General features: G+C 71.8%; 26 protein-coding genes. 15 read left to right on the top strand and 11 right to left on the bottom strand.

Going from position 1 to position 24,948, the window contains the following annotated elements; all coding sequences use genetic code 11:
• Nucleotides 1-106: 106 nt before the first annotated feature.
• Entirely contained in the window at nt 107-715 is a 609-nt protein-coding gene (locus tag KIS93_RS00825; protein ID WP_080037189.1) for a trimeric intracellular cation channel family protein, read from the bottom strand.
• Between the two features lie 11 nt (nt 716-726).
• Nucleotides 727-2,199 carry a peptide MFS transporter gene (locus tag KIS93_RS00820; protein ID WP_080037190.1) on the bottom strand — a complete coding sequence of 491 codons (1,473 nt, stop codon included), beginning with the start codon at nt 2,197-2,199 and terminating at the stop codon, nt 727-729.
• Between the two features lie 142 nt (nt 2,200-2,341).
• Here KIS93_RS00820 and KIS93_RS00815 point away from each other — a divergent pair, with 142 nt between their 5' ends.
• From KIS93_RS00815 to KIS93_RS00805, 3 genes are all read left to right on the top strand, one after another.
• Complete coding sequence (locus KIS93_RS00815) at nt 2,342-4,180, top strand: AMP-dependent synthetase/ligase (protein ID WP_080037191.1); 1,839 nt, start codon at nt 2,342-2,344, stop codon at nt 4,178-4,180.
• A 70-nt stretch (nt 4,181-4,250) separates the two neighbouring features.
• Nucleotides 4,251-5,759 carry a hypothetical protein gene (locus KIS93_RS00810; protein ID WP_155126600.1) on the top strand — a complete coding sequence of 503 codons (1,509 nt, stop codon included), beginning with the start codon at nt 4,251-4,253 and terminating at the stop codon, nt 5,757-5,759.
• Nucleotides 5,760-5,898: 139 nt separating this feature from the next.
• On the top strand, nt 5,899-6,387 hold the full coding sequence (locus KIS93_RS00805; RefSeq protein ID WP_155126603.1) for a hypothetical protein: 489 nt from the start codon (nt 5,899-5,901) through the stop codon (nt 6,385-6,387).
• A 62-nt stretch (nt 6,388-6,449) separates the two neighbouring features.
• On the opposite strand, the gene KIS93_RS00800 is transcribed toward KIS93_RS00805, so the two are convergent.
• Nucleotides 6,450-7,097, bottom strand: coding sequence for an NAD(P)-dependent oxidoreductase (locus tag KIS93_RS00800; RefSeq protein ID WP_186403509.1), 648 nt, complete (start codon nt 7,095-7,097; stop codon nt 6,450-6,452).
• Between the two features lie 184 nt (nt 7,098-7,281).
• Here KIS93_RS00800 and KIS93_RS00795 point away from each other — a divergent pair, with 184 nt between their 5' ends.
• The 3 genes from KIS93_RS00795 to KIS93_RS00785 all read left to right on the top strand — a co-directional run bounded on the left by KIS93_RS00795 (nt 7,282) and on the right by KIS93_RS00785 (nt 9,860).
• A complete protein-coding gene (locus KIS93_RS00795) occupies nt 7,282-7,647 on the top strand; it encodes a winged helix-turn-helix transcriptional regulator (protein ID WP_186403508.1) in 366 nt (121 codons plus the stop codon).
• A gap of 132 nt (nt 7,648-7,779) precedes the next feature.
• The gene (gene moaA / locus KIS93_RS00790; protein ID WP_080037195.1) at nt 7,780-8,769 is read left to right on the top strand and encodes a GTP 3',8-cyclase MoaA; all 990 of its coding nucleotides are present in this window, start codon (nt 7,780-7,782) and stop codon (nt 8,767-8,769) included.
• A gap of 833 nt (nt 8,770-9,602) precedes the next feature.
• Nucleotides 9,603-9,860: a DUF6457 domain-containing protein gene (locus KIS93_RS00785; RefSeq protein WP_080046528.1), complete on the top strand. Its 258-nt coding sequence runs from the start codon at nt 9,603-9,605 to the stop codon at nt 9,858-9,860.
• Between the two features lie 304 nt (nt 9,861-10,164).
• On the opposite strand, the gene KIS93_RS00780 is transcribed toward KIS93_RS00785, so the two are convergent.
• Nucleotides 10,165-10,479, bottom strand: a complete 315-nt coding sequence (locus KIS93_RS00780) for a DUF3099 domain-containing protein (RefSeq protein WP_080037196.1) — start codon at nt 10,477-10,479, stop codon at nt 10,165-10,167.
• A 99-nt stretch (nt 10,480-10,578) separates the two neighbouring features.
• On the opposite strand from KIS93_RS00780, the gene KIS93_RS00775 reads away from it, so the two are divergent.
• Together KIS93_RS00775 and KIS93_RS00770 are read left to right on the top strand one after the other, a co-directional pair.
• Nucleotides 10,579-10,791, top strand: a complete 213-nt coding sequence (locus tag KIS93_RS00775; protein ID WP_080046529.1) for a dodecin — start codon at nt 10,579-10,581, stop codon at nt 10,789-10,791.
• A gap of 135 nt (nt 10,792-10,926) precedes the next feature.
• Nucleotides 10,927-11,568 (top strand): arsenate reductase/protein-tyrosine-phosphatase family protein, encoded by a 642-nt coding sequence (locus tag KIS93_RS00770; protein WP_080037197.1) that lies wholly within the window; start codon nt 10,927-10,929, stop codon nt 11,566-11,568.
• Nucleotides 11,569-11,689: 121 nt separating this feature from the next.
• On the opposite strand, the gene KIS93_RS00765 is transcribed toward KIS93_RS00770, so the two are convergent.
• The gene (locus KIS93_RS00765) at nt 11,690-13,066 is read right to left on the bottom strand and encodes a metallopeptidase TldD-related protein (protein ID WP_080037198.1); all 1,377 of its coding nucleotides are present in this window, start codon (nt 13,064-13,066) and stop codon (nt 11,690-11,692) included.
• The gene (locus tag KIS93_RS00760; RefSeq protein WP_080037199.1) at nt 13,063-14,556 is read right to left on the bottom strand and encodes a TldD/PmbA family protein; all 1,494 of its coding nucleotides are present in this window, start codon (nt 14,554-14,556) and stop codon (nt 13,063-13,065) included. The genes KIS93_RS00765 and KIS93_RS00760 overlap by 4 nt, the downstream gene beginning before the upstream one ends.
• A gap of 77 nt (nt 14,557-14,633) precedes the next feature.
• Between KIS93_RS00760 and KIS93_RS00755 the strand changes: the two genes are divergently transcribed.
• Together KIS93_RS00755 and fabI are read left to right on the top strand one after the other, a co-directional pair.
• Entirely contained in the window at nt 14,634-15,329 is a 696-nt protein-coding gene (locus KIS93_RS00755; protein ID WP_080037200.1) for a beta-ketoacyl-ACP reductase, read from the top strand.
• 2 nt (nt 15,330-15,331) lie between these two features.
• Nucleotides 15,332-16,096 (top strand): enoyl-ACP reductase FabI, encoded by a 765-nt coding sequence (gene fabI, locus KIS93_RS00750; protein ID WP_080037201.1) that lies wholly within the window; start codon nt 15,332-15,334, stop codon nt 16,094-16,096.
• Nucleotides 16,097-16,208: 112 nt separating this feature from the next.
• On the opposite strand, the gene KIS93_RS00745 is transcribed toward fabI, so the two are convergent.
• The 5 genes from KIS93_RS00745 to KIS93_RS00725 form a co-directional block, all read right to left on the bottom strand.
• Nucleotides 16,209-17,462: an IS110 family RNA-guided transposase gene (locus KIS93_RS00745; protein ID WP_222107155.1), complete on the bottom strand. Its 1,254-nt coding sequence runs from the start codon at nt 17,460-17,462 to the stop codon at nt 16,209-16,211.
• Nucleotides 17,463-17,880: 418 nt separating this feature from the next.
• The gene (locus KIS93_RS00740; RefSeq protein WP_268966940.1) at nt 17,881-18,228 is read right to left on the bottom strand and encodes an STAS domain-containing protein; all 348 of its coding nucleotides are present in this window, start codon (nt 18,226-18,228) and stop codon (nt 17,881-17,883) included.
• Nucleotides 18,229-18,280: 52 nt separating this feature from the next.
• Complete coding sequence (locus KIS93_RS00735; protein WP_080037204.1) at nt 18,281-18,727, bottom strand: hypothetical protein; 447 nt, start codon at nt 18,725-18,727, stop codon at nt 18,281-18,283.
• A 121-nt stretch (nt 18,728-18,848) separates the two neighbouring features.
• Nucleotides 18,849-19,706 (bottom strand): hypothetical protein, encoded by an 858-nt coding sequence (locus KIS93_RS00730; protein ID WP_186403505.1) that lies wholly within the window; start codon nt 19,704-19,706, stop codon nt 18,849-18,851.
• A 148-nt stretch (nt 19,707-19,854) separates the two neighbouring features.
• Complete coding sequence (locus KIS93_RS00725) at nt 19,855-20,802, bottom strand: aldo/keto reductase (protein ID WP_080037206.1); 948 nt, start codon at nt 20,800-20,802, stop codon at nt 19,855-19,857.
• 64 nt (nt 20,803-20,866) lie between these two features.
• Here KIS93_RS00725 and KIS93_RS00720 point away from each other — a divergent pair, with 64 nt between their 5' ends.
• Genes KIS93_RS00720 through mshC form a run of 5 tightly spaced genes read left to right on the top strand, consistent with a single transcriptional unit; the run spans nt 20,867 to nt 24,798 of the window.
• Nucleotides 20,867-21,553, top strand: a complete 687-nt coding sequence (locus tag KIS93_RS00720; RefSeq protein ID WP_080046530.1) for an MSMEG_4193 family putative phosphomutase — start codon at nt 20,867-20,869, stop codon at nt 21,551-21,553.
• Between the two features lie 9 nt (nt 21,554-21,562).
• Nucleotides 21,563-22,111 carry a DUF3090 domain-containing protein gene (locus KIS93_RS00715; RefSeq protein ID WP_080037207.1) on the top strand — a complete coding sequence of 183 codons (549 nt, stop codon included), beginning with the start codon at nt 21,563-21,565 and terminating at the stop codon, nt 22,109-22,111.
• The gene (locus KIS93_RS00710) at nt 22,108-22,875 is read left to right on the top strand and encodes an SCO1664 family protein (protein WP_168010744.1); all 768 of its coding nucleotides are present in this window, start codon (nt 22,108-22,110) and stop codon (nt 22,873-22,875) included. Before KIS93_RS00715 ends, KIS93_RS00710 begins: the two co-directional genes overlap by 4 nt.
• 32 nt (nt 22,876-22,907) lie before the next feature.
• Nucleotides 22,908-23,561 (top strand): NRDE family protein, encoded by a 654-nt coding sequence (locus KIS93_RS00705; protein WP_080037208.1) that lies wholly within the window; start codon nt 22,908-22,910, stop codon nt 23,559-23,561.
• A 10-nt stretch (nt 23,562-23,571) separates the two neighbouring features.
• Nucleotides 23,572-24,798 (top strand): cysteine--1-D-myo-inosityl 2-amino-2-deoxy-alpha-D-glucopyranoside ligase, encoded by a 1,227-nt coding sequence (gene mshC / locus KIS93_RS00700; protein WP_080037209.1) that lies wholly within the window; start codon nt 23,572-23,574, stop codon nt 24,796-24,798.
• The last annotated feature ends 150 nt before the right edge of the window (nt 24,799-24,948 follow it).

Here is a 24,948-nt window from a genome sequence, read left to right as displayed (position 1 = left end):
GTGCACCTCGCCCGAGGCCGCCGCAGGGCGCGCTCGACGACTTCGGCGGCCGTCGGGCGGGTGATGAGCCGCACCTGGCGGCGCAGGTGGTCGAGCAGTGCGCCGGTCATTCGCCGATGCCCTTGGCGAGCGGGGCACGCCACTTGCGGCGCATCGCGGCGATGCGGAGCCCGAACGCCAGCAGGGCCGCCGCGAGGGTGGCGGGCCAGCCGTGCAGCCCGTACGACGACAGCCCCGCCATCACGCCCGACCCCAGCAGGGCGGGCACCGCGTAGAGCTGGCGGTCGTACAGCAGTGTGGGGATCTCCCCGGCCAGGACGTCGCGCAGCATGCCCCCGCCGACGGCCGTCGTGACGCCCAGGAGGGTCGCGTGCAGGGGGCTGAGCCCGTACTCCATGGCCTTCTCCGTGCCGACCGCGCAGAACAACCCGAGCCCCGCCGCGTCCAGCACGAGGATGGCGGGCATGACGCGGGCCACGTGCGGGTGCCAGAAGAAGACGATCACCGTCGCGGCGACGGGCACCAGCACGTAGCCGAGGCTCTGGAAGGCGATCGGCCGCACGTTGAGTATGAGGTCGCGGACGACGCCGCCGCCGAGCGCGGTGATCTCGGCCAGCACCCCCATCCCGACCACGTCGAGCCGCTTGCGGACCCCCATGAGCGCGCCGGACAGCGCGAAGACGAAAATGCCGGCGAGGTCGAGAAGTTCGGACACGTTCGGAATGTTTACCGCATGGCGGGTTCGTGGTGTTCGGCCATCATCACCCGCAGGCTCCGCGTGAACAGGAACAGCGCCAGCCCGGCCACGATCGCCATCGCCGCCAGCACCAGGTAGTACATCGGCTCCGACAGGACCCGGCCGAGCCGCCCGGTCTGCCCGCCGACCGCGTCGCCCACCGACACGGCGATGAACCAGATGCCCAGCATCTGCCCCTTGAACGCCTCGGGCGCCAGCTTGGTCGTCACCGACAGCCCGACGGGGCTCAGCGACAGCTCGCCGAACACCTGGACCAGGTAGACCAGCACCAGCCACCACACCGACACCCGCCCGGCGCCGGCCAGCCCCGCCGCCACGGCCATCACCACGAAGCTCAGCCCCACCATGACCAGCGCGAACCCGAACTTCTGCGGCGTGCTCACCCGCGTGCCGAGCCGCACCCACAGGGCGGCGAACACCGGCACGAAGATCATGATGAACAGCGGGTTGAACGACTGCGTGGTGGCCTGGTTGATCCTGATGCCGAACAACGACAGGTCGGTGTGGTCCTGGGCGAAGAACAGCAGCTTGCTCGGCGCCAGGTCGTAGATCATCCAGAAGATGGCCGCCGCCACGAACAGCCAGATGTACGCCTTCATCCGGATCCGCTCGTCCTCGGTCAGGTCGTGGCTGCCGAACATGATGTAGCCGAAGTACGCCACCGGCACGATCAGGATGACCAGCGTGAGCGCCACCGTGAACCGGTCGACCGTCAGCGTGCCCGTCGCCGCCCACGCGCCCAGCACGACCAGCGTCAGCACCACGCCGAGCGCCACCAGGCGGCCGAAGCGGCGGCGCTCGCGCGGGGTCAGCCGCAGGCCGGGCCACTCGCCGACGCCGCGCAGGCTCCGGCCGCCCAGGACGTACTGGACCAGGCCGAGCGCCATGCCGACCGCCGCCGCGCTGAACCCCAGGTGCCAGCGGTCGCCCTCGGCCAGCCAGCCCACCACGAGCGGCGCGAAGAACGCGCCGAGGTTGATGCCCAGGTAGAACAGGGAGAACCCGGCGTCCCTGCGCCCGTCGTCCTCCTCGGGGTAGAGGCGGCCCACCATGACCGAGATGTTCGGCTTGAGCAGGCCCGTGCCGGCGATGATGAGCAGCAGCCCCAGCCACACGAACAACGACGACGTCACCGGGATCGCCATGCTGATGTGCCCCAGCATGATGACGAACCCGCCCCAGAACACCGACCTGCGCGCCCCCAGGATGCGGTCGGCGATCCACCCGCCCGGCAGCGCCACCAGGTAGATGAGCGCGCCGTAGACCCCCACCACCGCCTGGGACGTCTCCTGCGACAGCCCGAGCCCCGCGTGCGCCGGCGAGGCCGCCATGAACGTGGCCAGGATCGCCCGCAGCCCGTACCAGGAGAACCGCTCCCACATCTCGGTGCCGAACAGCGTCGCCAGCCCCCGCGGATGCCCGAAGAACGTCCTGTCAGTCATCCGCACCCCACACCCTTCGCATCCACACGATCACTTTACGTGACGGACGTCGGTGTTTCTCCGCAGGCTCTTGCCGCTACCCCGGGGGTGTGGTGCGATGCATCGAAATCATGCAAGTGATTACTGACCGGAGGCCGTTGCGATGGGCGAAGTCCTCGAAGTCCGGGCCGAGATCGAGCGGCAGATCGCCGGCCGTACCGTGTGCGAGCAGCTCGCGCGGGCGGCCGAGGAACACCACGACGCACCCGCCTACTCCGACCCCGAAGGGGACGGCTGGCGCACCCTCACCTACGGGCAGGCCCGCGAGCGGGTCCTGGAGATCGCCGCCGCGTTCGTCGCGCTCGGGCTGGAGCCCGGCGAGGCCGTCGCCCTCATGATGGTCAACCGCAGCGAGCATGTGCTGGCCGACCTCGGCGCGGTGCACGCCGGCGGCGTCGGCTGCACGGTCTACTCGACGTTCGCCCCCGACCAGATCGCCTTCGTGGCCGGCGACGTCGGCGCCCGCTACGCGGTGCTCGGCGGGCCCGCCGACCTGGCCCGCTGGGAGCCCGTGCTCGACCGGCTGGACGGCCTGCGCCGGATCATCATGCTGGACGGAGCCCCCGCCGGCGACCGGTTCATGGCCTGGGACGACTTCCTCGCCCTCGGCCGCGAACGCCTCGCCGCCGACCCCGCCCAGGTCGAGACCCGCCTGCGCGCCGTCGCGCCCGGCGACGTCGCGACCGTCCTCTACACCTCCGGCACCACCGGCACCCCCAAGGGCGTGCCGCTCACCCACGCCAACATCTTCTACGAGGTCGCCGCCACCGACCGCCTCACCGCGCTGCCCATGCGCGGCACCCAGATCTCCTACCTCACCTACGCCCACATCGCCGAGCGCATCCTCAGCCTCTACCTGCCCCTCGTCAAGGTCTCCCACGTGCACTTCTGCACCGACCTGGCCAACCTCGGCGCCACGCTCGGCCAGGTCAGGCCGATGATGTTCTTCGGGGTGCCGCGCGTGTGGGAGAAGATGATGGCGCGCCTGCTCGCCGTGCTCGCCACCCAGCCCGAGGAGCAGCAGGCCGCCGTACGCGAGGCCATGGCCGCCGGCGTCGCCTACGTCGAGGCCGGCCAGTACGGCCACACGATCACCCCCGAGATCCAGGCCGCCTACGACCAGGCCGACGCCTCGCTCCTGTCCATCATCCGCGGCATGATCGGCTTCGACCGCGCCGAATGGACCGCCACCGGCGCCGCACCCCTGCCCGACGAGGTGCAGCGCTTCTACGCCGGGCTCGGGCTCAAGGTCATCGACGTGTACGGCATGACGGAGACGACCGGCGCCTTCACCGGCAACAGCCCCGCCTGCTACCGCCTGGGCACCGTCGGCAGGGCCGAGCCCGGCGTCGAGGTCCGCATCGCCGAGGACGGCGAGCTGCTCACCCGCAGCCCCCTCAACACCGCCGGCTACCTCAACCGCCCCCAGGCCACCGCCGAGCTCATCGACGCCGACGGCTGGCTGCACACCGGCGACATCGGCACCGTCGACGACGACGGCTTCTACCGCGTCGTCGACCGCAAGAAGGAGCTGATCATCACCGCCGGGGGCGAGAACATCTCCCCGGCCGAGATCGAGAACCACCTCAAGCAGCACAGCCTCATCGGCCAGGCCCTCGCCTACGGGGACAACCGCCCCCACCCCGTCGCCGTGCTCACCCTCGACCCCGAGGTGGCGCCGGGCTGGGCGCAGGCGCGCGGCATCACGTTCGGCTCGCTCGCCGAGCTGGCCGAGCACCCCGACGTGCTGGCCGAGGTCGAGGCGGCCGTGCAGGCCGCCAACGCCAAGCTGGCCAGGGTGCAGCAGGTGAAGAAGTGGGCGCTGCTCGGCGTGGAGTGGACGGCCGAGACCGAGGAGCTCACCCCCAGCCTCAAGCTCAAGCGGCGGATCATCCACACCAAGTACGCCGACATCATCGAAGGGCTCTACGGGCGACCTTAGTGAGGCTTTTGCCATTCGGGGCGTGTGTTGTGGTCCTGTCCATTACCGGATGGTTCCTACCGTCTCGATCATGACCAGAAGTCTGCTTCTCGTCTCGCTCGCGGCGGGGTCGCTCACGGTGCCCGCACCTGCTGCCTCCGCCGCGACCGAGCCCGCCATCCGCGCCATCACCGTCCGCCCGGCCAGCCCCGTGGTGGGGGCGCAGGGGTCCGTCCGCCTGGTGATCGATGTGATCGCCAAAGGGGTGGTACGCGGTAAGGACGGCGTGACCGTCAAGGTCGAACCCGGCGCCCCGCCAGCCCAGGCCGCCCCCGCGCCCCGCCCCATCCTGAACCCGCCGGGGCGGCCGCCCGCGCACGGGCCCGCCCGTCCACCGGGCCACGGGGCCGTCCAGCCGCCCGGCCCCGGCTCCGCCCAGCCGCCTGGGCACGGGGCGGTGGAGCCGCCCGCCCAGACCCCTGCCCGGCCGCCCGCACAGGCCTCTGTGCAGCAGCCGCCCGCTCAGGGGCCGGGCCAGTCGTCGCAGCAGGAGCCCGCGCAAGGGGCGGTGCAGCCGCCCGCCCAGGCGCCCGTTCAAGCACCGGCTCAGGGCCCCGCACAGGGCTCCGGGCCCGCGCAGGGCTCCGGGTCCGCGCAGAACGCCGGCCAAGGATCGGCGCAGCAGCCCGCCCAGGGCTCCGGACAGGGTTATGGTCAGGCGCCGGCCCAGCAGCCCGCCCAGGGCTCCGGTCACGGGCAGGCGCCCGCCCAGCAGCCGTACCAGCAGGCCCCGCAGCAGCCCAGCCAAGGAACCGTTCAGCAGCCCGGCCATTCATCGCCGGCCCTGGCGCCCGCCCAGTCGGCGGCCTCGCCCGCGCTGGCCGCCGCGCGGGCCCCGGTGCCCAGCCCCGCCGCCGGCACGGCCCCTCTGGGCGGCGCCGAGCAGGCACTGCCGCCCGGCATGGCGATTCCCGGGCACGGGCAGCCGGGATTGACCGGCCCGCACCCGGTCCCGGCGATGGAGCCGGCCGCGCCGAAGGACGGCGTCCCGGGCGCGAACCGCCCGCTGCTGCCGCCCCGCCTGGTGTGGCGCTTGGCCGCGCACAAGCCCGTCCTCGATCACGGCCGCGGCGCGGCCAGGCTGACGGACGACTGGCAGACGTGGCGCTTCCTGCCGGACAAGAAGCTGAACCGCTTCTACCCGGCCGGCACCTGGACGGTCACCGCCACCGCCAAGGGCGCGAACGGGACGACGGTCACGCAGTACGCCTCGTTCGAGCTGAAGCGCGAGAGCAGGCTCACCGCCGTACGGGCGGAGAAGTCGGCGCGCGCCGGCGGCGTGCGGCTGCGCGGCTCGCTGACCCGCGTGGACCCGCGCGGCCTGACGGACTACGGGCCGTTCGCGAAACAGCGCCTGGAGGTGCTGTGGCGTCCGGACGAGAGCTCGGCCTGGCAGGCGGTGGGGGAGGCGACGACGGACGCGGCCGGCGCGTTCGTCGGAACGGTCCAGGGGCGGACGGACGGCTTCTGGCGCGTCCGCTTCCCCGGAACAGGACACTACGCGGCAGACCTCTCCAAAGCCCGACAAATAGCCCAATAGTGCGAGGTTGCGCCTCATCCGCCGTTGCCGAACTGTGATCAACTTTGTCGCAACTTTTCCTTACCCTTACGCGTCATTGGCATTTGACGCATCCGGTTGGGTGCGGTCATTCGGACGGGGAAGGATTTCTGTTTTGAAGATGCGACGTCTAGCCGCCGGCCTGGCGGCTGCGGCCCTGGGCGCGACCGTGGTGGCCACCGCCGCCTCGCCCGCGCTCGCGGACGACCCGGGCCTCGACCCGGATGTCGCCGGCGGCCACACCAGCCTCAAGCTCGACGTGAACCCCGAGCCCGCGTGGCGGGGCAAGCCCCTCACGATCGAGGGCAAGCTCTCCGTGGAGTGCGACGAGGACTACATCAGCGGCTTCGTCTCGGTGCACCACGCCGACTACTGCAAGAAGCAGGAGACCTGGCACCGCCTGGCGTACAAGCGGGTCGTCATCCTCTTCCAGGCCAACGGCAGCGGCCGCTGGGAGCACGTGGAGACCGTCCGCACCAGCGGCAAGGGCTACTTCGGTCTGCGGGTCCCGGCTCGCGAGTCGGGCACGTGGCGCGCGGTCTTCGAGGGCAGCAGGCACCTCGAGCCCTCGGAGGGCACGGACTGGGTGAAGGTCATCGGCCGTCACTGACGCACCGGTAACCTCGGACGCCCGGCCGGTCCCGGCCGGGCGTCCGCCATGTCAGGGGGCACTCAGGAGGACACGGCCACCTGCACCCGGTGATGCGCCGGGCTCTCCACCTCGTCCACCACCGCCACCGCCAGATCGGCGAAGGAGAAGACCGGATCCCCCTCCCGGGCCTGCGGCACCCGCCCGTCCCCGAACCGGTACCGCCCCGTCCTGGCCGCCTTCTCGTCCAGCAGCACGGGCGGCGGCGCGATCACCACCCAGTCGAGCTCCGACGCCTCCAGCAGCTCCAGCTCGGCCGCGTGCCCCAGCGAGAACGCCCGCGCGTCGGCCGGGAAGCCCGGCGTGTCGATGAGCCGCACGCCGGGGGAGACCTCCAGCAGAGTCCCGATCCCCAGCGCCACCAGCCTGGACACCCCCGCCCGCCCCAGCCCGTCCACCAGCGCCCGCGTCGCCGCCGTGTAGAACTCCTCCGACGACATGTCGAGCCGCGCCGCCACCTGCACCGCCACGTCGTGCCCGGCCGCCGCCGCGCGCACGCTGCCGCCGTCGGTCACGTCCCCGGCGACCACCCGCACCCCGGGCCCGCCCAGCTCCGGATACCGCGCCGGGTCCCGCACCACGGCCGTCACCTCGTGCCCGCGCCCGGCCGCCTCCGCGACCACGTTCGCCCCGGCGCGCCCCCCGGCCCCGAACACCACGATCCTGCTCACTGCCTGCCTCCACCACGTTCGATGAACCGGCGGCCAGCGCTTCCGGCCGCCCCGCGCAGACGGTAGAGGGCGACCTGTCACTTCCCGCAACGATAGTCACCTGCGACCAGGACGAAGGAGTCCCTGGCGAGCAGGACGAAGGCGCGGCCCGCCCGGTCGGCGGGAGGCCAACTACGATGGCGGGATGCCCGAGCCACTCGATCCGGACATGTTCACCGGCTGCCCGCCGGTCACCGCCCCGATCCGCATCGGCGACAAATGGACCGCCAAGATCATCCGTTGCCTGGAGCGGGGGCCCCGCCGCTTCACCGAGCTCCAGACCCCGCTGCGCGGCATCACCCCCAAGGTGCTCACCGAGTCCCTGCGCGCCATGGAACGCGACGGCCTGCTCACCCGCACCGCGTACGACGAGATCCCGCCGCGCGTCGAGTACGAGCTCACCGACCTCGGCCGCAGCCTCCTGGAGCCGATGAACGCCGGCTGCGAGTGGTCCCGCCGGCACCTGCCCGAGCTGATCGCCGCCCGAGACGCCTGGCACGCCGCCCCCTGACCCCCCACCACACCCTCCCGGAATCGATCTAGGCGACAATGTGTTGTCCTGCCTGAAGTGGCGGATTTTGGGGGCGGACCGGCACCCGTCGTAGTCTGGGCCCTCTGGTGTACGAGCAGGAGGTGACGCCCCGTGTTGCGAGACTCGTTCGGGCGGGTGGCGACGGATCTACGGGTGTCCCTCACGGACAAGTGCAACCTGCGCTGCACGTACTGCATGCCACCCGAAGGTCTCGACTGGCTCCCCAGCGCGCAGCTCCTGACGGCCGACGAGATCGTCCGCCTGGTGACGATCGGCGTCGAACGGCTGGGCATCAAGGAGGTCCGCTACACCGGCGGCGAGCCGCTGCTGCGGCGCGAGCTGGTCGACATCGTCGGCCGCACCACCACCCTCACCCCCGAGCCGCAGATCTCCCTGACCACCAACGGCATCGGCCTGGCCCGCCTCGCCGAGCCGCTGGCCGCCGCCGGCCTGCACCGGGTGAACGTCTCCCTCGACACCCTCGACCCCGCCACGTTCAAGCGGCTCGCCCACCGCGACAGGCACGCCGACGTGATCGCCGGCCTCGCCGCCGCCGACGCCGCCGGCCTGCGCCCCGTCAAGGTGAACGCCGTACTCATGCGCGGCGTGAACGACCACGAGGCCGTCCCGCTGCTGCGCTGGTGCCTCGACCAGGGTTACGAGCTGCGCTTCATCGAGCAGATGCCGCTCGACGCCCAGCACGGCTGGAGCCGCGAGGGCATGGTCACCGCCGACGAGATCCTCCAGCTCCTGTCCGCCTCCTTCGACCTGACCCCCGACGACGTCGAGGAGCGCGGCAGCGCCCCCGCCGAACGCTTCCTCGTGGACGGCGGCCCCGCCCGGGTCGGCGTGATCGGCTCGGTCACCCGGCCGTTCTGCGGCGCGTGCGACCGCGTCCGCCTCACCGCCGACGGCCAGATCCGCAACTGCCTGTTCGCCACCGAGGAATCCGACCTGAAGACGCCGATGCGCGACGGGGCCTCGGACGAGGAGCTGGCGGAGCGCTGGATGGCCGCCGTCTCCCGCAAGCGCGCCGGCCACGGCATCGACGACCCGTCCTTCCTCCAGCCCTCCCGCCCCATGTCCGCCATCGGCGGCTGACCGCCGTTCCGACCCTCCCCGCCACGCCGGGCTCGCAGCCCGAACCCGGCCGGGCAGACCCCGCCCCACTCCCAGCCCCAACTTCTGACGCCCCAACACCCGCCGGCGCCCGCCCGCGCTGCGCCCGCCCGCGCAAAGGCCTATCGCCGGAACGTGCCTGTGCGCCCAGCGCCCGCTTGCACCTGCACGTCCGGCGCCCGATGCGCTACACGCTCGGTGCTCACGTCGGCCGCGCCGACCCGCGCCGCACAGCGCGGCGAGGCGAGGCGCGGTGGCAGGGCCCCAGCGGGCGCGGCGTGGCGTCGCCCAGCGTGGCGTGGCGCGGCCAGCCCGATGCGGTGTGGCGCGGCGGGCACGGCTCAGCGCGATGTGGCGCGGCGCAGCGTGATGCCACGTGGCGCGTTACGGCGGAACGGGGTGCAGCGCGGCCGGATGCAGTGGCGCGGTCAAGCGCGGAGCGGTGCGGCTGGCGCGGCGAGGTGCAGTGGCACGGCCACAGCGAGCGCGGCGTGGCGTCGCCCAGCGCGATGCGGCGTGGCGCGGCGGGCACCGCTCAGCGCGATGCGGCGTGGCGGGACACGACCACACCCAGTGCGGCGCGGCGTGACAGGGGCGGGGCTCGGCGAAGCTGGGGGCGCGGCGCGGTGGGGTGGGGTGCGGTGGCGCGGCGTAGCGTCACGTCGGGCAGGTCCACCTCCTACGCGCCGCGCCGAACATGCACGCGCGCAACCCGAAGGCGCCCGCGCGCGCGACCCTCGGACACGCCCGCCCCAGCGTCGCCTGAGCGCGCGTGACCGGGCTGCGTCACAATGAACACCCAGGAGGAGGCTCACATGCACGTGCTCAACGAATGGACCGCCCTGGCCTGCAAGGAGCTGGGCATCGACCCGGCCACGGTGGACCGTGACCAGATACTCGACCTGACCAAGGAGGTCGCCCACGGGGTGGCCAGGCCGGCGGCGCCGCTGACGGCGTACCTGCTGGGTCTGGCTCAGGGGGCGGGGACCGCGCCCGAGGACGCCGTGGCGCGATTGACCACATTGGCGAAGAACTGGAGTGAAGCGACTACTGAGACGCTGACAGACGGCTGACACTCGAACGAACTCTTGAAGTCAAGCCCGCCCCCGCCTGAAGATTTCCTGTGAATAACGAGGCGGGGGCGGATGTAAACGATTTCGGGAAAGCCGTCCTATCCAACTGCGGGGGACGGCGCACACTGATCGAAACGTGGCCGGGAAAAGGGCGACGCCGGGTGGTTACGGGGGCAAACCACCCGGCGTCGCTTCATCGGCGTTCCGACGGGGGCCCGGAACGCCGGCACCAGCACTCCGACGGGGGACCGGAGCGCTTGGCTAAAGCGTACACCTACAACCCGTGGGATGCGTCAAGACTTAGTCACGACCCGATCTCGCGTCGATGCAGCGGTATCTCGGTTTGGTTAGCTTCAGGGGACTGAAAGGTAGGTGGCGGGGCACCCTTGTCCCTCTCATTGGCCCCGATTACCGCTATGTATGGCAAAAAGACTGCGGCGGCGATGAACAGCAGCCGGTACGGCCACGGCACCGGCACCACGACCGCCAGGATCAGGCAGATCGTCCGGATCCCCATCTTGATGAGGTAGCTGACCTCACGCTTACGGATGTCCGCGGTCAGTGACGGCCGGGCGTCGGTGACCTGGTGAACATCTGGCTTCCTGCGCCACCCCTTCATGCCTTCCACGGTAGCTCCAGGGGGACACGGTGGCGACGGCAGCCCGGCACCGGCGCGGGGGTCATGCGATCATGGCCTTCGAGTAAGGAGGATGTGGAGATGACGGATCGCACGTACCGGGTCACGGAGATCGTCGGCACCTCGGGGGAGAGTGTCGACCAGGCCATCCGCAACGGCATCAGGAGGGCCTCCGAAACCCTCCGTCACCTCGACTGGTTCGAGGTGACGGAGATCCGCGGGCACATCGACGCGGGGGAGGTCGCGCACTTCCAGGTCGGCATGAAGGTGGGCTTCCGCCTGGAGGACGCCTGAGGCCGGCTGAAGACGCCTGGCTGGGGCGGGCTGAAGACGCCCGGGGCCGCATGAGGACGCCCCGGGTCCCGTGAACGGCCGTCCCGGGGCGGGGCCGAGCGGCTAGATTGGCTGTGACCCACGGGAGGGCAGACGATGGCCATTCCTCCCGCCGCGAGCGGCCCAGGGAGCGGTGCGGCGAGCGGCCCAGCAAGTGGCCCAGCGCGCGGTGCGGGCTCCGGGCGGGGCGAGTTCCGCATCCTGCTCGTGTGCACCGCCAACATCTGCCGCTCCGCTATGGCCGAGGTGATCGCGCAGGCGATGCTCCATTCCGCGGCCCTGCCCGTCGTCACGGGGAGCGCGGGGGTGCGGGCGCTGGTCGGTCACCCCATGGCCCCGCACGCGATCAGCGCCCTCGACCGGCTGGGCCTGAACGGCAGGGCCCACCGCGCCCGCCTCCTCGACCGCGACCTGATCGCCTCCGCCGACCTGCTGCTCACGATGGAGGACGCGCACCGCGCCGTCGCCGTCGCCCTGGACCCGCGGGCGGCGGGCCGGACGTTCACGCTGCCCGAGTTCGCCGAGCTGGCGGCGGGTGCGGGGCAGCGCCGCTACCGCTCCGACACAGTCGAACGGGCGCGGGCGATCGTCCAGTCGGCGGCGGAGCGGCGCGCGCGGCGGCGTCCGGCCGAGGTGCACGACCCGTACGGCGGCCCGCCGGAAGGCTACGAGGCGTGCGCCAAGACGCTCGGCGCCTCGCTCAGCCACGCCCTCGCCGCCCTCCTCGGCCCCCGCTGACCCCACCGAGCCCACCGCGCCCCGAGCCCGCCGCCCCCCGAGCCCGCCGCACACGAACAGGCCCCGGCCGCGCACGTCGCGCGCCCGGGGCCCGTCGGTCAAGCAGGAGACCCTGCCAGGGTCAGCTGGCCTGGCTGACCGTGGACATGTTGAAGTCCGGCACCCGCACCGGCGGCATGATCGTCCGCTGGAAGTAGTCGTTCCACTCGCGCGGCAGCGTCTGCGCGCTGGCCCCCACCTCGGTCAGCCGCCCGAGCAGGTCGACGGGGCTCTCGTTGAACCGGAAGTTGTTCACCTCGCCGACGACCTCCCCGTGCTCGACCAGGTAGACCCCGTCGCGGGTGAGCCCGGTCAGCAGCAGCGTCTGCGGGTCGACCTCGCGGATGTACCACAGGCAGGTGACGAGGAGCCCGCGCCGGGTGGAGGCGATCATCTCCTCCAGGGACGGCGAGGGCCCGCCGGCCGGCCCGGACATGATGAGGTTGTCGATGCCGGGCGTCACCGGCAGCCCGCTCAGCTCGGCCGAGTAGCGGGTCTGCAGCAGCGCCTCCAGCCGCCCGTCCTTGATCCAGTCGGTGCGCCCCAGCGGCAGCCCGTTGTCGAACACGGAGCTCTCCCGCCCGGAGGCGTGGGCCGTCACGAACGGCGCGCACGCGATGCCCGCCGCCCCCGGGTCGCTCGACAGCGACACGGGCAGGGTGGCGAGCTGCTCGCCCACGCGGGTGCCCCCGCCGGGCTTGGCGAACACCGAGCGCCCGTCGAGCGCGTCGCGCGCCCCGGACGACCAGAACATATAGATCATCAGGTCGGCCACCGCGCTCGGCGGCAGCAGCGTCTCGTAGCGGCCGGCGGGCAGGTCGACCCGCGTCTTGGCCCACTCCAGCCGCTGCGCGAGCGAGTTGCCGAGCGCCGCCACGTCGACGTCCGTGAAGTCCTGCGTGGACACGCCCGTCCACGCCGAGCGCTTCAGGTCGCCGGACTTGGCGTTCAGCTCCAGCCGCCCGGTCGGCTGGTCGTGCCGCAGCCGCACGCCGGTGGACGTGCCGAGGAACGTCGAGGTCAGCGAGTGCTCCGCGAACCCGTACAGCTTCCTGCCGCCCGCCTCCGCGGCCGAGAACGCCTCGCCGAGCGCCGGCGCGAACCCCTCGAACACGCCGATGTCGGTCGGCCGCACGTCCTCGCCCCAGTGCGGCGAGGCGGGGCCGGCCTCGACGAGCGGGCGGGCGTCCTCGGCGGGCTGCGCGTCACGCGCCGCCGCGTCGGCCGCCGCCACCACGTCGGCCAGCTGCTCGTCGCGTACGGCCGCCCGCGACACCACGCCCACGCCCTGCCCCGCGATCGAGATCACGGTCAGGCGGGCAGAGCGGGCGACGCCGTTCGTGGTCAGGGTGTTGCCCGCGAAGCGCAGGTTGGCCGTGGAGCCCTCGTCCACGAGCACCACGCAGCCGTCGTTGCGGGAGAGCTCCAGAGCCCTCTCCACCATCTCCTGAGGAGTCACTTCCCACCCTCCTGCACGGTGTTGAGGATCCGCACGCCCCTGAACAGCGCCGCCGGGCAGCCGTGGCTGACCGGCGCGACCTGGCCCGGCTGGCCCTTGCCGCAGTTGAAGGCGCCGCCCAGCACGTACGTCTGTGGCCCGCCGACCGCCTCCATCGACTGCCAGAAGTCGGTGGTGGTCGCCTGGTAGGCGAAGTCTCTGACCTGGCCGTCCAGCTTCCCGTGGGAGATCTTGTACGCCCGCTGGCCGGTGAACTGGAAGTTGTAGCGCTGCATGTCGATCGACCAGCTCTTGTCGCCGACGATGTAGATGCCGCGCTCGACGCCCGCGATCAGCTCCTCCGTGGAGGGGCCGCCGGGCGCCGCCGCCAGCGACACGTTCGCCATGCGCTGGATCGGCATGTGGCCGGGCGAGTCGGCGAACGCGCACCCGTTGGAGCGGCCGAGCCCCTTCATCAGCGCCATCCGCCGGTCGAGCTGGTAGCCCACCAGGATGCCGTCCTTGACGATGTCGAAGCTCTGGCCCTGCACGCCCTCGTCGTCGAAGCCGACCGTGGCCAGGCCGTGCTCGACGGTGCGGTCACCGGTCACGTTCATCACCGGCGAGCCGTAGACCAGCTCGCCGAGCTGGTCGAACGTGGCGAAGCTGGTGCCCGCGTAGGCCGCCTCGTAGCCCAGCGCCCGGTCGAGCTCGGTGGCGTGGCCGATCGACTCGTGGATCGTCAGCCACAGGTTGGACGGGTCGATCACCAGGTCGTAGTCGCCCGCCTCGACCGACGGCGCCGCCAGCTTCTCCGCCAGCAGCTCCGGCAGCCGGGCCAGCTCGCCCTGCCAGTCCCAGCCGGTGCCGGTCAGGTACTCGTAGCCGCGGCCCACCGGCGGCGCGATCGTCGACATGTCGTCGAAGCCGCTCTCGGTCGCCTTCATCGCGTTGAGCTTCGGATGCACCCGCACCCGCTGCTGCGTGGTCACCGTGCCGGCCGTGTCGGCGTAGAACTTCTGCTCCTTGACCTGCAGCAGCCGCGCCGACACGTGGTCGGCGCCCTTCAGCAGGCCCGCCGACCACTCCGCCAGCAGGCCGACCTTGTCGGCGGCCGGCACCTCGAACGGGTCCACGTCGTACGCCGACACCCACACGGCGTCGGCGTGCACCGGCTCGGCGGCCAGCTCGATGGGCTCCCTGTTGATGGGGGCGCTCACCTCCGCCACCCGCACCGCCTGCTCCGCCACCACGGCGGCGGCCTCGGGCGTCAGGTGGATGCCGGCGGCGAACCCCCAGGTGCCGTCCTTGACGACGCGGACGGCGTAGCCCAGATCGTCGGCGTCCATGGCGCCTTCGAGCCGGGTGTCGTAGAGGCTCAGCGTCTCGGCTCTGACGCGTTCGAGCCGGAAGTCGGCATGCTGCGCGCCGAGCTCGCGAGCGCGTTGCAGGGCGGCGTCCGCCAGCTGCCGCAGCGGCAGCTCCAGGAAATCGGGGTCGATCTGGCGCATGTCCACGATCCTAACCCCGTGATCTTGTGCCACCCGGACAAGCCGAAACTCGCCCGTACGAGATAGCGTCAGGTCTCATGGCACGCTCTGTACTCGTCACCGGGGGCAATCGCGGCATAGGCCTCGCGATCGCCCGTGAACTCGCCGCGGCCGGCGACGCCGTCGCGGTCACCTACCGATCGGGGGAGCCGCCCGAGGGCCTGTTCGGCGTGCGCTGCGACGTCACCAGCACCGCCGACGTCGAGGCCGCCTTCGACAAGGTGGAGGCCGAGCACGGCCCCGTCGAGGTTCTGGTCTCCAACGCCGGCATCACCAAAGACACGCTGCTGGCCATGATGAAGGAAGAGACCTTCACCGACGTCATCGACGCCAACCTCACCGGCGCCTACCGCGTCGCCAAGCGGGCCATCCGGCCCATGATGCGGCTCAAGCGCGGCCGCATCATCCTCATCTCCTCCGTCGTCGGCCTGTCCGGCCAGGCCGGCCAGGCCAACTACGCCGCCTCCAAGGCCGGCCTCGTCGGCTTCGCCCGCTCCCTGGCCCGCGAGTACGGCTCCCGCAACATCACCGTCAACGTCGTCTCGCCCGGCTTCGTCGCCACCGACATGACCGCCGACCTCGACCACGAGGCGATCGTGGCCAACATCCCCCTCGGACGGCAGGCCGCCCCCGAGGAGATCGCGCGCGTCGTCCGCTTCCTGTCGAGCGACGACGCCTCCTACATCACCGGAGCCGTGATCCCGGTCGACGGCGGACTCGGAATGGGGCACTGACCATGGGCATTCTCGAAGGCAAGCGGATCCTCGTCACCGGCGTGCTCACCGACGCCTCCATCGCGTTCGCGGTGGCCAAGCTGGCCCAGGAAGAGGGCGCCACGGTCGTCCTGACCGGGTTCGGCCGGCTCAGCCTCGTCGAACGCATCGCCAAGCGCCTGCCCACGCCGGCGCCGGTGCTCGAGCTCGACGTCCAGAACACCGAGCACCTCGACACCCTCGCCGCCCGCGTCGGCGAGCACGTCGACGGCCTCGACGGCGTCGTCCACTCCATCGGCTTCGCCCCGCAGACCGCGCTCGGCGGCAACTTCCTCAACACCTCCTGGGAGGACGTCGCCACGGCGCTGCAGGTCTCCACGTACTCGTACAAGTCGCTCGCGGTGGCCTGCCTGCCCCTCATGAAGGAGGGCGGCGCCGTCGTCGGCCTCGACTTCGACGCCTCCAAGGCGTGGCCCGTCTACGACTGGATGGGCGTCGCCAAGGCCGGCCTCGAGTCCTGCAACCGCTACCTGGCCCGCGACCTCGGCAAGCACAACATCCGCGTCAACCTGGTGGCGGCCGGCCCGCTGCGCACGATGGCGGCCAAGTCGATCCCCGGCTTCAAGGAGTTCGAGGACAGCTGGCCGGAAAAGGCCCCGCTGGGCTGGGACCTCGCCGACACGCTGCCGACGGCCCGGGCGTGCGTGGCCCTGATGTCCGACTGGTTCCCGGCCACCACGGGCGAGATCGTCCACGTGGACGGCGGCGTCCACGCCATCGGCGCCTGACCGCGTCTCTCAAGAGCGGACAAGCATCTGACCCGAAAATCGGGTGAGTCAGGGGCAGGCGACAGCGAAGCCCGAGGTGTGGGATCGGGCTTGGACTGTGGCCGGGGCTGACTTAGGTGGAGTAGTCGGGGCCGATAGCGGTGATCTTGCCGTCTTCGATGGTGATCTTTTGGCCGGTCAGTGCCTCGAGGTGACGGGCCAGTTGCCGGGTCTTCCGGTCGGTGTTGATGCGGCTGTCGTAGTGGTCTGGCCCCAGGTCCTGGTAGTGGGCCTCGGGGTCGGATAACAGGTGCCAGATGATGATCAGTACCGAGTGGGCGGTGGCGACCAGGGCTCTCTTGGCGCCGCGGCGGCGGGCGAGGCGACGGTAGCGGGCGCCGAGGAAGGTGGGGGTGCGCCGGGCGCTGCTGGCGATCTCGCCGAGGGCGGCGCCCAGCCAGGGATTTCCTTTGCCGGTCGCCCCGCCGCGGGGTTGCTTGCCTCCGGATTGGGTGGTCTGTGGGCAGAACCTGGCCCAGGACACCAGGTGGCTGGCGGTGGCGAAGCGGCTCATGTCCACTCCGATCTCGGCGACGATGTCCTGGGCCGCGATCGGTCCGATGCCGGTGACCTCGTCCAACTGCTCCACCTGTGGCTGGTAGGGGGCGATGGCCTGCTCGATCTGGCGGGTGAGCGCGTCGATTTGGACGGAGAGCCGGTCGATGTTGTCCAGCATCATCCGGCAGATGAAGGCGTGATGGTCGCTGAAATGACCCCGCAGCGCCTCGATCAGCACGTCCTTCTTGCCGCGCATGCTGCCTCGGGCCAGCTGAGCCAGCTCGCGCGGGTTGCGCTGGCCGGCGATCATGGCCTCCAGCATTGCCCGGCCGGAGGCGCCGTGGATGTCGCTGATCACCGAGCTGAGCTTGACCTGGGCGTCTTCGAGTACTCCCTGGACGCGCTGCTTCTCGCGGGTGCGCTCCTGCGTCAGACTGCGCCGGTAGCGGGTCAGGTCGCGAAGATGCCGGATCGGCCTGGGCGGCACGAAGCTGGGCCGGGCCATCCCGCGTTCGGCCACCTTGGCCAGCCAGATGGCATCCTCGCGGTCGGTCTTGGGCCGACCGGGCAGGTGCTTGACCTGCTTGGCGTTCAGCAGCCAGCACTCGAAGTCGTCTTCCAGGGCGTAGAAGACCGGCTTCCAGTACGTGCCGGTGGCCTCCATCACCACCAGTTGCACCTGTTCGATCCGCAGCCAGTCGCCCAGCGCGAGCAACTCAGCCGTCACCGCCGGGAAGGTACGTACTTCCTGACGCCGATAGCCGACCCTGCTGCCCGGCACCCGTACACAGACTTTGACCTCGCTCTTGGCGATGTCGATGCCCGCCACCCGCTCGAACAACCGCTCGTGCTCTTCCACCTCGTCCATCCGCGCTCGCCTCCCGCGCACTTTGGTTCGACCTCAAGATGGCCGCCCGCGGGAGTTCACGGGGAAGCGGAGAGTCTGACCCGCGTGCTCAAGGCAACAATGCAGGACCCCTGACACGAACTCCCAGCGTCTGACTTTTACACGGGCTCCTGCGGCGCCATGAAACGATCGACGTCGGCGGGCAACCACACCCCGATTTTCACCCCAGCAGGGCAAGCGCGCAGCGCTAGGAAAGACTTTTACGGCAAAGCCCACGGCACGCCACCCGCCGCACGTGGCCGGCCCCCGTCCAGGGGCACGCTCCTCCGGCTCCCGGGCCGGCCACCGCAACGCGCGCAACGTGGGCCGTCCGCGTGGCAGCTCGGGTCCCCGGGCGCGATCAGTCGTGGTCCAGCGCGAGCATGGCCTCGGCGACGGAGGTGAACAGGGGCGGCAGGTCCGGAAGGCCGGCGCGGCCCAGGGCCTCGCGGATGGAGCCGCGGCGGTCGGTCAGCGCCATCAGGCCGCCCTGCCGCCGCATGTGGTGGGCCAGGAGCACGAGGACGTCCACGCCGTGGTCGTCGAGGAAGTGCAGCTCGCTGACGTCGACGATGAGCCGGGCCCCCTCGCCGTAGAGCTGGGCGATCTCCCGCTCGACCTGGTCCACGGTGGCATCGTCAAGACTGCCACTGAGGGCGATGATCGCCCATGTGCGCTGAAAGTCCGGAACTTCCCTGGGTTCCGCCACGATCCCTGATCGTCCCACCGGTTCGGCATGGTCGGGCGGACTTCACCTGCCCTCAGTGCGGCGATCCATCCGGCGCGGTGGTGGCGGATCCGGGGCGGACGGAGGAGGTGGCCCAGGCGATCTTGGCGAGGCGGGCCTGTTCGGCGGCGCGATCGTGCCAGGCGGCGCGTTCGAGGTGGCGGGCGGCGTCCCCGTGGCCGCGTTCTGCGCGGCCGCGGAAGTGGCGGGCGGCCTGCTCGTGGACGCCGATGAGCACCTGGTAGGCGAGGGCCTGGTCGAAGGTGGCGCGCAGCGGCACGGGAACGGGCCGGGAGGCGTCGGTGGGCGGGCGGCCCCGGCGCAGGGCCTCTAATCGCAGGCGGGCCCTGCTGGCGCGTTCGGCGGCGCGGGCGGCGCGTTCGCCGGCGGCCTTGGCCAGCCGCCGGAACCCGTCGTTCAGGCGGGGATCCGCCCCGAACGGGCCCGGGACCTCCAGGGGAGAACGCTCCCGTGCGGACATGGCGACTCCTCGAACCGCGAGCGTCACCCCGCCACTGCGGCGGCCTCATCGTCCGCCCTCGGCAATGGAGGTGGGCTCATCTTTAAGATAAGCCGCTTCGTGTCCGTTGCAACACACCGTGTCACGCGAGGCGGTGCCGGCCGTTGCCGGCCCTGGCGGGCTCGAAGGGGATCGAGTCGGCGGGCTCGTTGCGCTGCCGGCGTTGCTGGACGATGCGGGTGGCCAGCACCGCCGAGCCGAGCAGCGCGATCGTCAGCACCGTGCCGAGCACGTCGGAGGCGGGCGGGGTGGGCCGCACGACGCGCTGGTCCTGCATGGGGACGGCCAGCTCGTGCGCGAACGGGTTGGGCCACAGCAGGTCGACCCGCGGCTCCTCGGCGTGGGCGGTCTTCTTCTCCTCGACGGGCGCGCCGGTGTCGACGGTCTGCGGGCGGCTTTCCGGCTGCGTGGTGCGGGGCACGGCGGGGACCGTGGCGGTGCTCTCCCAGCCCCGTCCGGTGCGGACGGCGCCCGGCGTGGCCGACGGCGGCGTGGGCCGGGGGGTGATCTTGCCGACGACGCCCTGGTCCTCGCAGGCGAGCACCGGCAGGCACACGTTCCCGAGCGTCTCCGGCACCAGGCCGGTGCCGGTGGGCCTGGGGGAGGAGGAGGTGGTGGACGGCCTGGGGGAGGAGGTGGTGGTGGCGGCGGTGGAGGGGGTGGCCTTGGTGGTGGGCACGGCCTCGCCGACGCGGCCGAGCACCTCGTCGGTGGCCTTGTCGACGCCGTCGGTCACGGGGTCGGTGACGCCGCCGGTCAGGGTGTCGACGGTGCCGGTGACGGCGTCGACGACGTCGCACAGCGTGTTGGTCACCCCTGAGAGCAGGCCCCCGTCGCGCGTGCAGTCTCGGACGGCGGCCGAGGCGGCAGGGGCCCCCACCGGGACGGCCGCCAGCGCCACCGCGAGAACTCCAGCCGAGATCGCGGTCCTGCTCCCCATCCGTCCCCTCCTGCGTCGCTTCCGGGGGAAATCTTTATGGACATCGCGCGTCAGACGCAGGCGTTTGCCGGGTAAAGTTGCGATTCGGTATCGAGTAGTGATACGCGAGAACGTCTCTCGTTCGCTCGCGTGCCGCCCGGGCGGCCGGTCAGTCGAGCGAGGAGACGTCATCGAGGGCCTCGCGGATCTCTATGGGCAGCACGACGTCCTCGGCGGGCAGCACTCCCTTGAGCTGCGCGTGCGTGCGCGCCCCGACGATGGCGGAGGCCACGCACGGCTGGTCGCGCACCCACGACAGGGCCACGGCCAGGGGCGAGACGCCGAGCCCGTCTGCCGCGGTCATGACCGACTCCACCACCCGGCGGCTGCGCTCGTCGAGGTAGGGGCGGACGAAGTCGGCGAAGTGCGGCGTGGCGGCGCGCGAGTCGGCCGGGATGCCGGTGCGGTACTTGCCGGTCAGCACCCCGCGCCCCAGCGGCGACCAGGCCAGCACGCCCACCCCCAGGTGGGCCGCGGCGGGCAGCAGCTCCCGCTCCGGCTCGCGGGCCAGCAGGGAGTATTCGGCCTGGGCGGAGGTGATCGGGATGCGGCCGGGGATCATCTTCTGGGTCACGGCGGCGGCGGCGAGCTGCCAGCCGGTGTAGTCGCAGACGCCGGCGTAGACGGCGCGGCCGGAGGAGACGATGGCGTCGAGCGCGGCCAGGGTCTCCTCCAGGGGCACCTCGGCGTCGTAGGTGTGCAGCTGCCACAGGTCGACGTAGTCGAGGCCGAGGCGGTTGAGCGAGTCGTCGACGGCGGCGATCAGGTGGCGCCTGGAGGCGTCGCGGGGGCGGCGGCCGGCCGGTGTCACCACGGCCTTGGTGGAGATGACCAGCTCGGAGCGCGGCACCGCGTCGCGCAGCATCCGCCCCAGCAGCCGCTCGGCGTCGCCGCCGGTGTAGACGTCGGCGGTGTCGACCAGGGTGCCGCCCGCGTCCATGAACGTGCGGAGCTGGGCGGCGGCCTCGTCCGCGTCGGTGTCACGACCCCAGGTCATCGTGCCGAGCCCCAGGCGGGACACCGACAGGCCGCTGTGGCCGACATAGCGCTGCTCCATGATCCCGCCAGGTTACCGTCCAGGCCGATGAAACGTTGTGATCGACGCCTGCGACACTTGCTGGATGACCACGCTGCTTCTGGTCCGGCACGGGCTGACGGACCTCACCGGGCCGGTGCTGGCCGGCCGCACCCCAGGGGTGCATCTGAGCGAGGCGGGAAGAGCGCAGGCCGCCGCGCTCGCCGGGCGCGTCGCGGGCGTCAGGCTCGACGCCATTGTCTCCAGTCCGCTGGAGCGCTGCCGGGAAACGGCACAAGCGGTCGCACAAGGACGGGGCTTGGACGTCCAGGTCGACGACCGGCTGATCGAGTGCGGCTACGGCGAGTGGACGGGCCGGCCGCTCAAGGAGCTCGCCAAGGACCCGCTGTGGCAGGTCGTGCAGGCGCACCCGAGCGCGGCGGCGTTTCCGGACGGGGAGTCGCTGGCCGACATGCAGCACCGGGCGGTCGCGGCGATCCGTGCATGGAACCGTACTCTCGGTAGTAAGGGTGTCTACCTGGCGTGCAGCCACGGCGACGTGATCAAGGCGATCGTCGCGGACGCCCTGGGCCTGCATCTCGATCAGTTTCAGCGGATAACGGCTGATCCGGCGGCTGTCACCGTCATTCGCTATGCCCCCTTGCGTCCCTTTGTTCTCAGGCTCAACGATATGGGGGAATTGCGGCTTCCTGAGGATTCGGAGGAGAAAGACGGGGGAGAAAACCTCACCGGGAGCGATGCCGCCGTCGGCGGCGGGTCCGGAACCACGTAAGGTCAGGCTATGCCGGTCTTCGACTACGACCCACCAGAGAGGTTCGTCGCCGGTGCCTTGGGGCAGCCGGGCGCACGGGTCTTTTTTCTGCAGGCCAGGGCCGAGGGCAGACTGACCACGGTGGCGCTGGAGAAATTGCAGGTCGCCGCGCTCGCGGGCAGGCTCGACGAGCTGCTCGACGAGGTGCTGCGGCTCAGCGGGGGCACCGCGCAGGTGCCCGCACTGGCCCCGGCCGACCTGGCCGACGACGCTCCGCTCGACGCGCCGGTCGCGGAGGACTTCCGCGTCGGCACCATGGCGCTGACCTGGGATGCCGAGAAGTCGCAGGTGGTGATAGAGGCGCAGGAGGTCATCGACGAGGACGATCTCGACAGGCCCGATCCGGCGGTGCTGCGCGTGCGCATCAGCGCCGGGGCCGCGCGCGCCTTCACCCAGCGAGCTCTCCAGATCGTCGCGGCGGGCCGACCGCCGTGCCCCCTGTGCGGGCAGCCCCTCGACGCCGCCGGTCACGTCTGTGTCCGTCTCAACGGCTACCGCGGGGGTGAGGCGGCTTCATGACCGCTCCCGAGAGCGAACCGGCCATCAAGCCTCCCTCCCCACCGCCGTCCATGCATGACGAGGAGGCGCTCGCGCTGCTGCGCGACGGCACGCTCGAGGTCGCCGGCCGCCTCGTCGAGGCGACCAACATGACGCTGTACTGCTCGGTCAAGCTGGGCGACAGGTCGGCCGCCTGCGTCTACAAGCCCGTACGCGGCGAGCGCCCCCTGTGGGACTTCCCCGACGGCACCCTCGCGGCCCGCGAGGTGGCGGCGTTCGAGGTCTCCCAGGCCACCGGCTGGCGCATCGTCCCGCCCACGGTCTACCGCGACGGGCCGTTCGGCCCCGGCATGTGCCAGCTGTGGATCGACACCGAGCGCGAGATCGACCTCATGCGGCTGGTCAAGAGCCGCAACCCGGTCGTGCGGCGGATGGCGGTGTTCGACGCGGTGGTCAACAACGCCGACCGCAAGGGCGGCCACCTGCTGCCGCTGCCCACGGGCCACGTGTACGGCGTCGACCACGGCGTCTGCTTCTCGGTGGAGGACAAACTCCGCACCGTCCTGTGGCAGTGGCGCGGCAAGCCCCTGGCCCGCGAGGCGGTGGCGGTGCTGGCCAAGCTCGAGCGCGACATCGAGTCGGGCTCGCTCGGGCGGCGGCTGCGCGAGCTGCTGACGGCCGCCGAGGTGGAGGCCACCTGGCAGCGGGTCAGGCGGCTGCTCGACACCGGCGTGCATCCGTACCCGTCGGAGGGCTGGCCGGCCATACCCTGGCCCCCCATCTGAAGGATCGAGGGCCCGTTTAATACCCTTTGCCCATGTGCACGCTGATCGTGAGAACCGGGCGGCGGCTGAGCCTCATGGGCGTCCGCGACGAGTACGCCGACCGGCCCTGGGAAGGGCCGGGAGAGCACTGGCCGGAGTACCCGGGCGTGATCGGCGGGCGCGACCTCAAGGCGGGCGGCACCTGGCTGGCCGTCCACCCGGCGGCCCGCCGCGCCGCGGCGCTGCTCAACGGCCCCGGCAAGCCCGCCGACGAGCGCACGAAGGTCTCGCGGGGCGACCTCGCGCTGCGGGCGGCCTTCACCGGGGAGCTGCCCGCCGAGCCGGGGCTGACCGTCTACGACCCCTTCCACCTCGTGCTGGCCGGCCTCACCCGGATCCAGGTGCTGAGCTGGGACGGCGCGCGCGCGACCGTCCAGGACCTGCCCCAGGGCACCAGCATGGTCGTCAACACCGGCCTGGACGCCGCCAGCCCCCGCGTGATCACGCACCTGCCGCGCTTCCGGGACTCCGAACGGTGGCACGAGCTGATCACCGCCGAGCCGTCCGGCGACCCCGGGGCGCTCATCGTCCGGCACGAACTGCCGGACGGCCGCGTCTTCGCCTCCCTGTCGGTGATGGAGGTCACGATCAGTCAGGACGACGTGACCTACGATTTCACCGACCTGACCGCTGAACGGGACGGATAGGCTCAAAGGCATGAGATCGTGGTCTGCCCCGAACGTTCCCGGACTCCCAGGTGAGAGCGTCCCGCTCAGTCTCTACGACACCTCGGCCAAGCAGGTGCGGCAGACCGATCCCGGTCCCACCGCCCGCATGTACGTCTGCGGCATCACCCCTTACGACGCCACCCACCTCGGCCACGCCAACACCTACCACGCCTTCGACCTCGTCGGCCGGATGTGGCGCGACGCGGGCCACGAGGTGCACTACACCCAGAACGCCACCGACGTGGACGATCCGCTGCTGGAGCGGGCCGCCCAGACCGGCGTCGACTGGCAGCGGCTCGCCGAGCGGGAGATCGAGCTGTTCCGGGGCGACATGGAGGCGCTGCGCATCCTGCCGCCCCGCGAGTACGTCGGCGTGACCGAGGTCGTCGGCGGCGTGGCCGACCTGATCGCCAGGCTGGGCGCCAAGGGCGTCACCTACGAGCTCGACGGCGACGTCTACTTCAGCGTGGCCGACGCCCCCAAGTTCGGCCAGGTGTCCGGCTACGGCGAGCAGGAGATGCTGGCGCTGTTCGCCGAGCGCGGCGGCGACCCCGAGCGGCCGGGCAAGCGCCACCCGCTCGACTGGCTGCTGTGGCGGGCCGAGCGGCCCGGCGAGCCGGCGTGGGACTCCCCGCTGGGCCGGGGCCGTCCGGGCTGGCACATCGAGTGCACCGCGATCGCCCTCGACCACCTGGGTGCCGGCTACGACGTGGCGGGCGGCGGCTCCGACCTGATCTTCCCGCACCACGAGTGCGGCGCCTCCGAGGGGCACGCCGCGACCGGCGAGTGGCCGTTCGCGAAGTTCTACACGCACGCCGGCATGGTGGCGCTCGACGGCGAGAAGATGTCGAAGTCGAAGGGCAACCTGGTCTTCGTCTCCAAGCTGCGCCAGGAGCACGACCCGATGGCGATCAGGCTCGTGCTGCTCGCCCACCACTACCGCGCCGACTGGGAGTACGTGCCGGAGATGCTGGCCGCCGCCGAGCGCAGGCTGGAGCTGTGGCGCTCGGCCACCGCGCTGGCCGAGGCCCCGCCGGCGGAGGAGCTGCTGGCGCGGGTGCGCGAGCGGCTGGCCGACGACCTCGACTCGCCGGGCGCGCTGGCCGCCGTGGACGCCTGGGCCGAGCAGGCCCTGGCGGGCGGCGGCCACGACGCCTCGGCCCCCGGCCTCGTCCGCGACCTCGCCGACGCCCTCATGGGGGTCTCCCTCCGCTGACCCCGCCTGCTCGCTGAGCGGCCGCCCTGCCTGGGCGGCCGCTTTTTTGCTTTCCGGTGGCTTGTGCGCCCGGAAAGAGGGGATCTCGTCCCGCACTACCGCTCCCGAGGCAAGCTGGGTTAGGCTGATAATCAGCAACACTGATTATCA

The organism is [Actinomadura] parvosata subsp. kistnae, assembly GCF_900323885.1.
GTDB classification, from domain to species: Bacteria; Actinomycetota; Actinomycetes; order Streptosporangiales; family Streptosporangiaceae; genus Nonomuraea; species Nonomuraea composti.
The sequence above is the reverse complement of the archived record's forward strand: the minus strand, read 5'-3'. Positions and strand labels throughout refer to the sequence as shown.

Coding starts and splice junctions, on each gene's coding strand:
- KIS93_RS00820 (WP_080037190.1), bottom strand. CDS start 2,199: ATGACTGACAGGACGTTCTTCGGGCATCCGCGGGGGCTGGCGACGCTG.
- KIS93_RS00815 (WP_080037191.1), top strand. CDS start 2,342: ATGGGCGAAGTCCTCGAAGTCCGGGCCGAGATCGAGCGGCAGATCGCC.
- KIS93_RS00810 (WP_155126600.1), top strand. CDS start 4,251: ATGACCAGAAGTCTGCTTCTCGTCTCGCTCGCGGCGGGGTCGCTCACG.
- KIS93_RS00805 (WP_155126603.1), top strand. CDS start 5,899: ATGCGACGTCTAGCCGCCGGCCTGGCGGCTGCGGCCCTGGGCGCGACC.
- KIS93_RS00795 (WP_186403508.1), top strand. CDS start 7,282: ATGCCCGAGCCACTCGATCCGGACATGTTCACCGGCTGCCCGCCGGTC.
- KIS93_RS00785 (WP_080046528.1), top strand. CDS start 9,603: ATGCACGTGCTCAACGAATGGACCGCCCTGGCCTGCAAGGAGCTGGGC.
- KIS93_RS00780 (WP_080037196.1), bottom strand. CDS start 10,479: ATGAAGGGGTGGCGCAGGAAGCCAGATGTTCACCAGGTCACCGACGCC.
- KIS93_RS00775 (WP_080046529.1), top strand. CDS start 10,579: ATGACGGATCGCACGTACCGGGTCACGGAGATCGTCGGCACCTCGGGG.
- KIS93_RS00770 (WP_080037197.1), top strand. CDS start 10,927: ATGGCCATTCCTCCCGCCGCGAGCGGCCCAGGGAGCGGTGCGGCGAGC.
- KIS93_RS00760 (WP_080037199.1), bottom strand. CDS start 14,556: ATGCGCCAGATCGACCCCGATTTCCTGGAGCTGCCGCTGCGGCAGCTG.
- KIS93_RS00755 (WP_080037200.1), top strand. CDS start 14,634: ATGGCACGCTCTGTACTCGTCACCGGGGGCAATCGCGGCATAGGCCTC.
- fabI (WP_080037201.1), top strand. CDS start 15,332: ATGGGCATTCTCGAAGGCAAGCGGATCCTCGTCACCGGCGTGCTCACC.
- KIS93_RS00735 (WP_080037204.1), bottom strand. CDS start 18,727: ATGTCCGCACGGGAGCGTTCTCCCCTGGAGGTCCCGGGCCCGTTCGGG.
- KIS93_RS00730 (WP_186403505.1), bottom strand. CDS start 19,706: ATGGGGAGCAGGACCGCGATCTCGGCTGGAGTTCTCGCGGTGGCGCTG.
- KIS93_RS00725 (WP_080037206.1), bottom strand. CDS start 20,802: ATGGAGCAGCGCTATGTCGGCCACAGCGGCCTGTCGGTGTCCCGCCTG.
- KIS93_RS00720 (WP_080046530.1), top strand. CDS start 20,867: ATGACCACGCTGCTTCTGGTCCGGCACGGGCTGACGGACCTCACCGGG.
- KIS93_RS00715 (WP_080037207.1), top strand. CDS start 21,563: ATGCCGGTCTTCGACTACGACCCACCAGAGAGGTTCGTCGCCGGTGCC.
- KIS93_RS00710 (WP_168010744.1), top strand. CDS start 22,108: ATGACCGCTCCCGAGAGCGAACCGGCCATCAAGCCTCCCTCCCCACCG.
- KIS93_RS00705 (WP_080037208.1), top strand. CDS start 22,908: ATGTGCACGCTGATCGTGAGAACCGGGCGGCGGCTGAGCCTCATGGGC.
- mshC (WP_080037209.1), top strand. CDS start 23,572: ATGAGATCGTGGTCTGCCCCGAACGTTCCCGGACTCCCAGGTGAGAGC.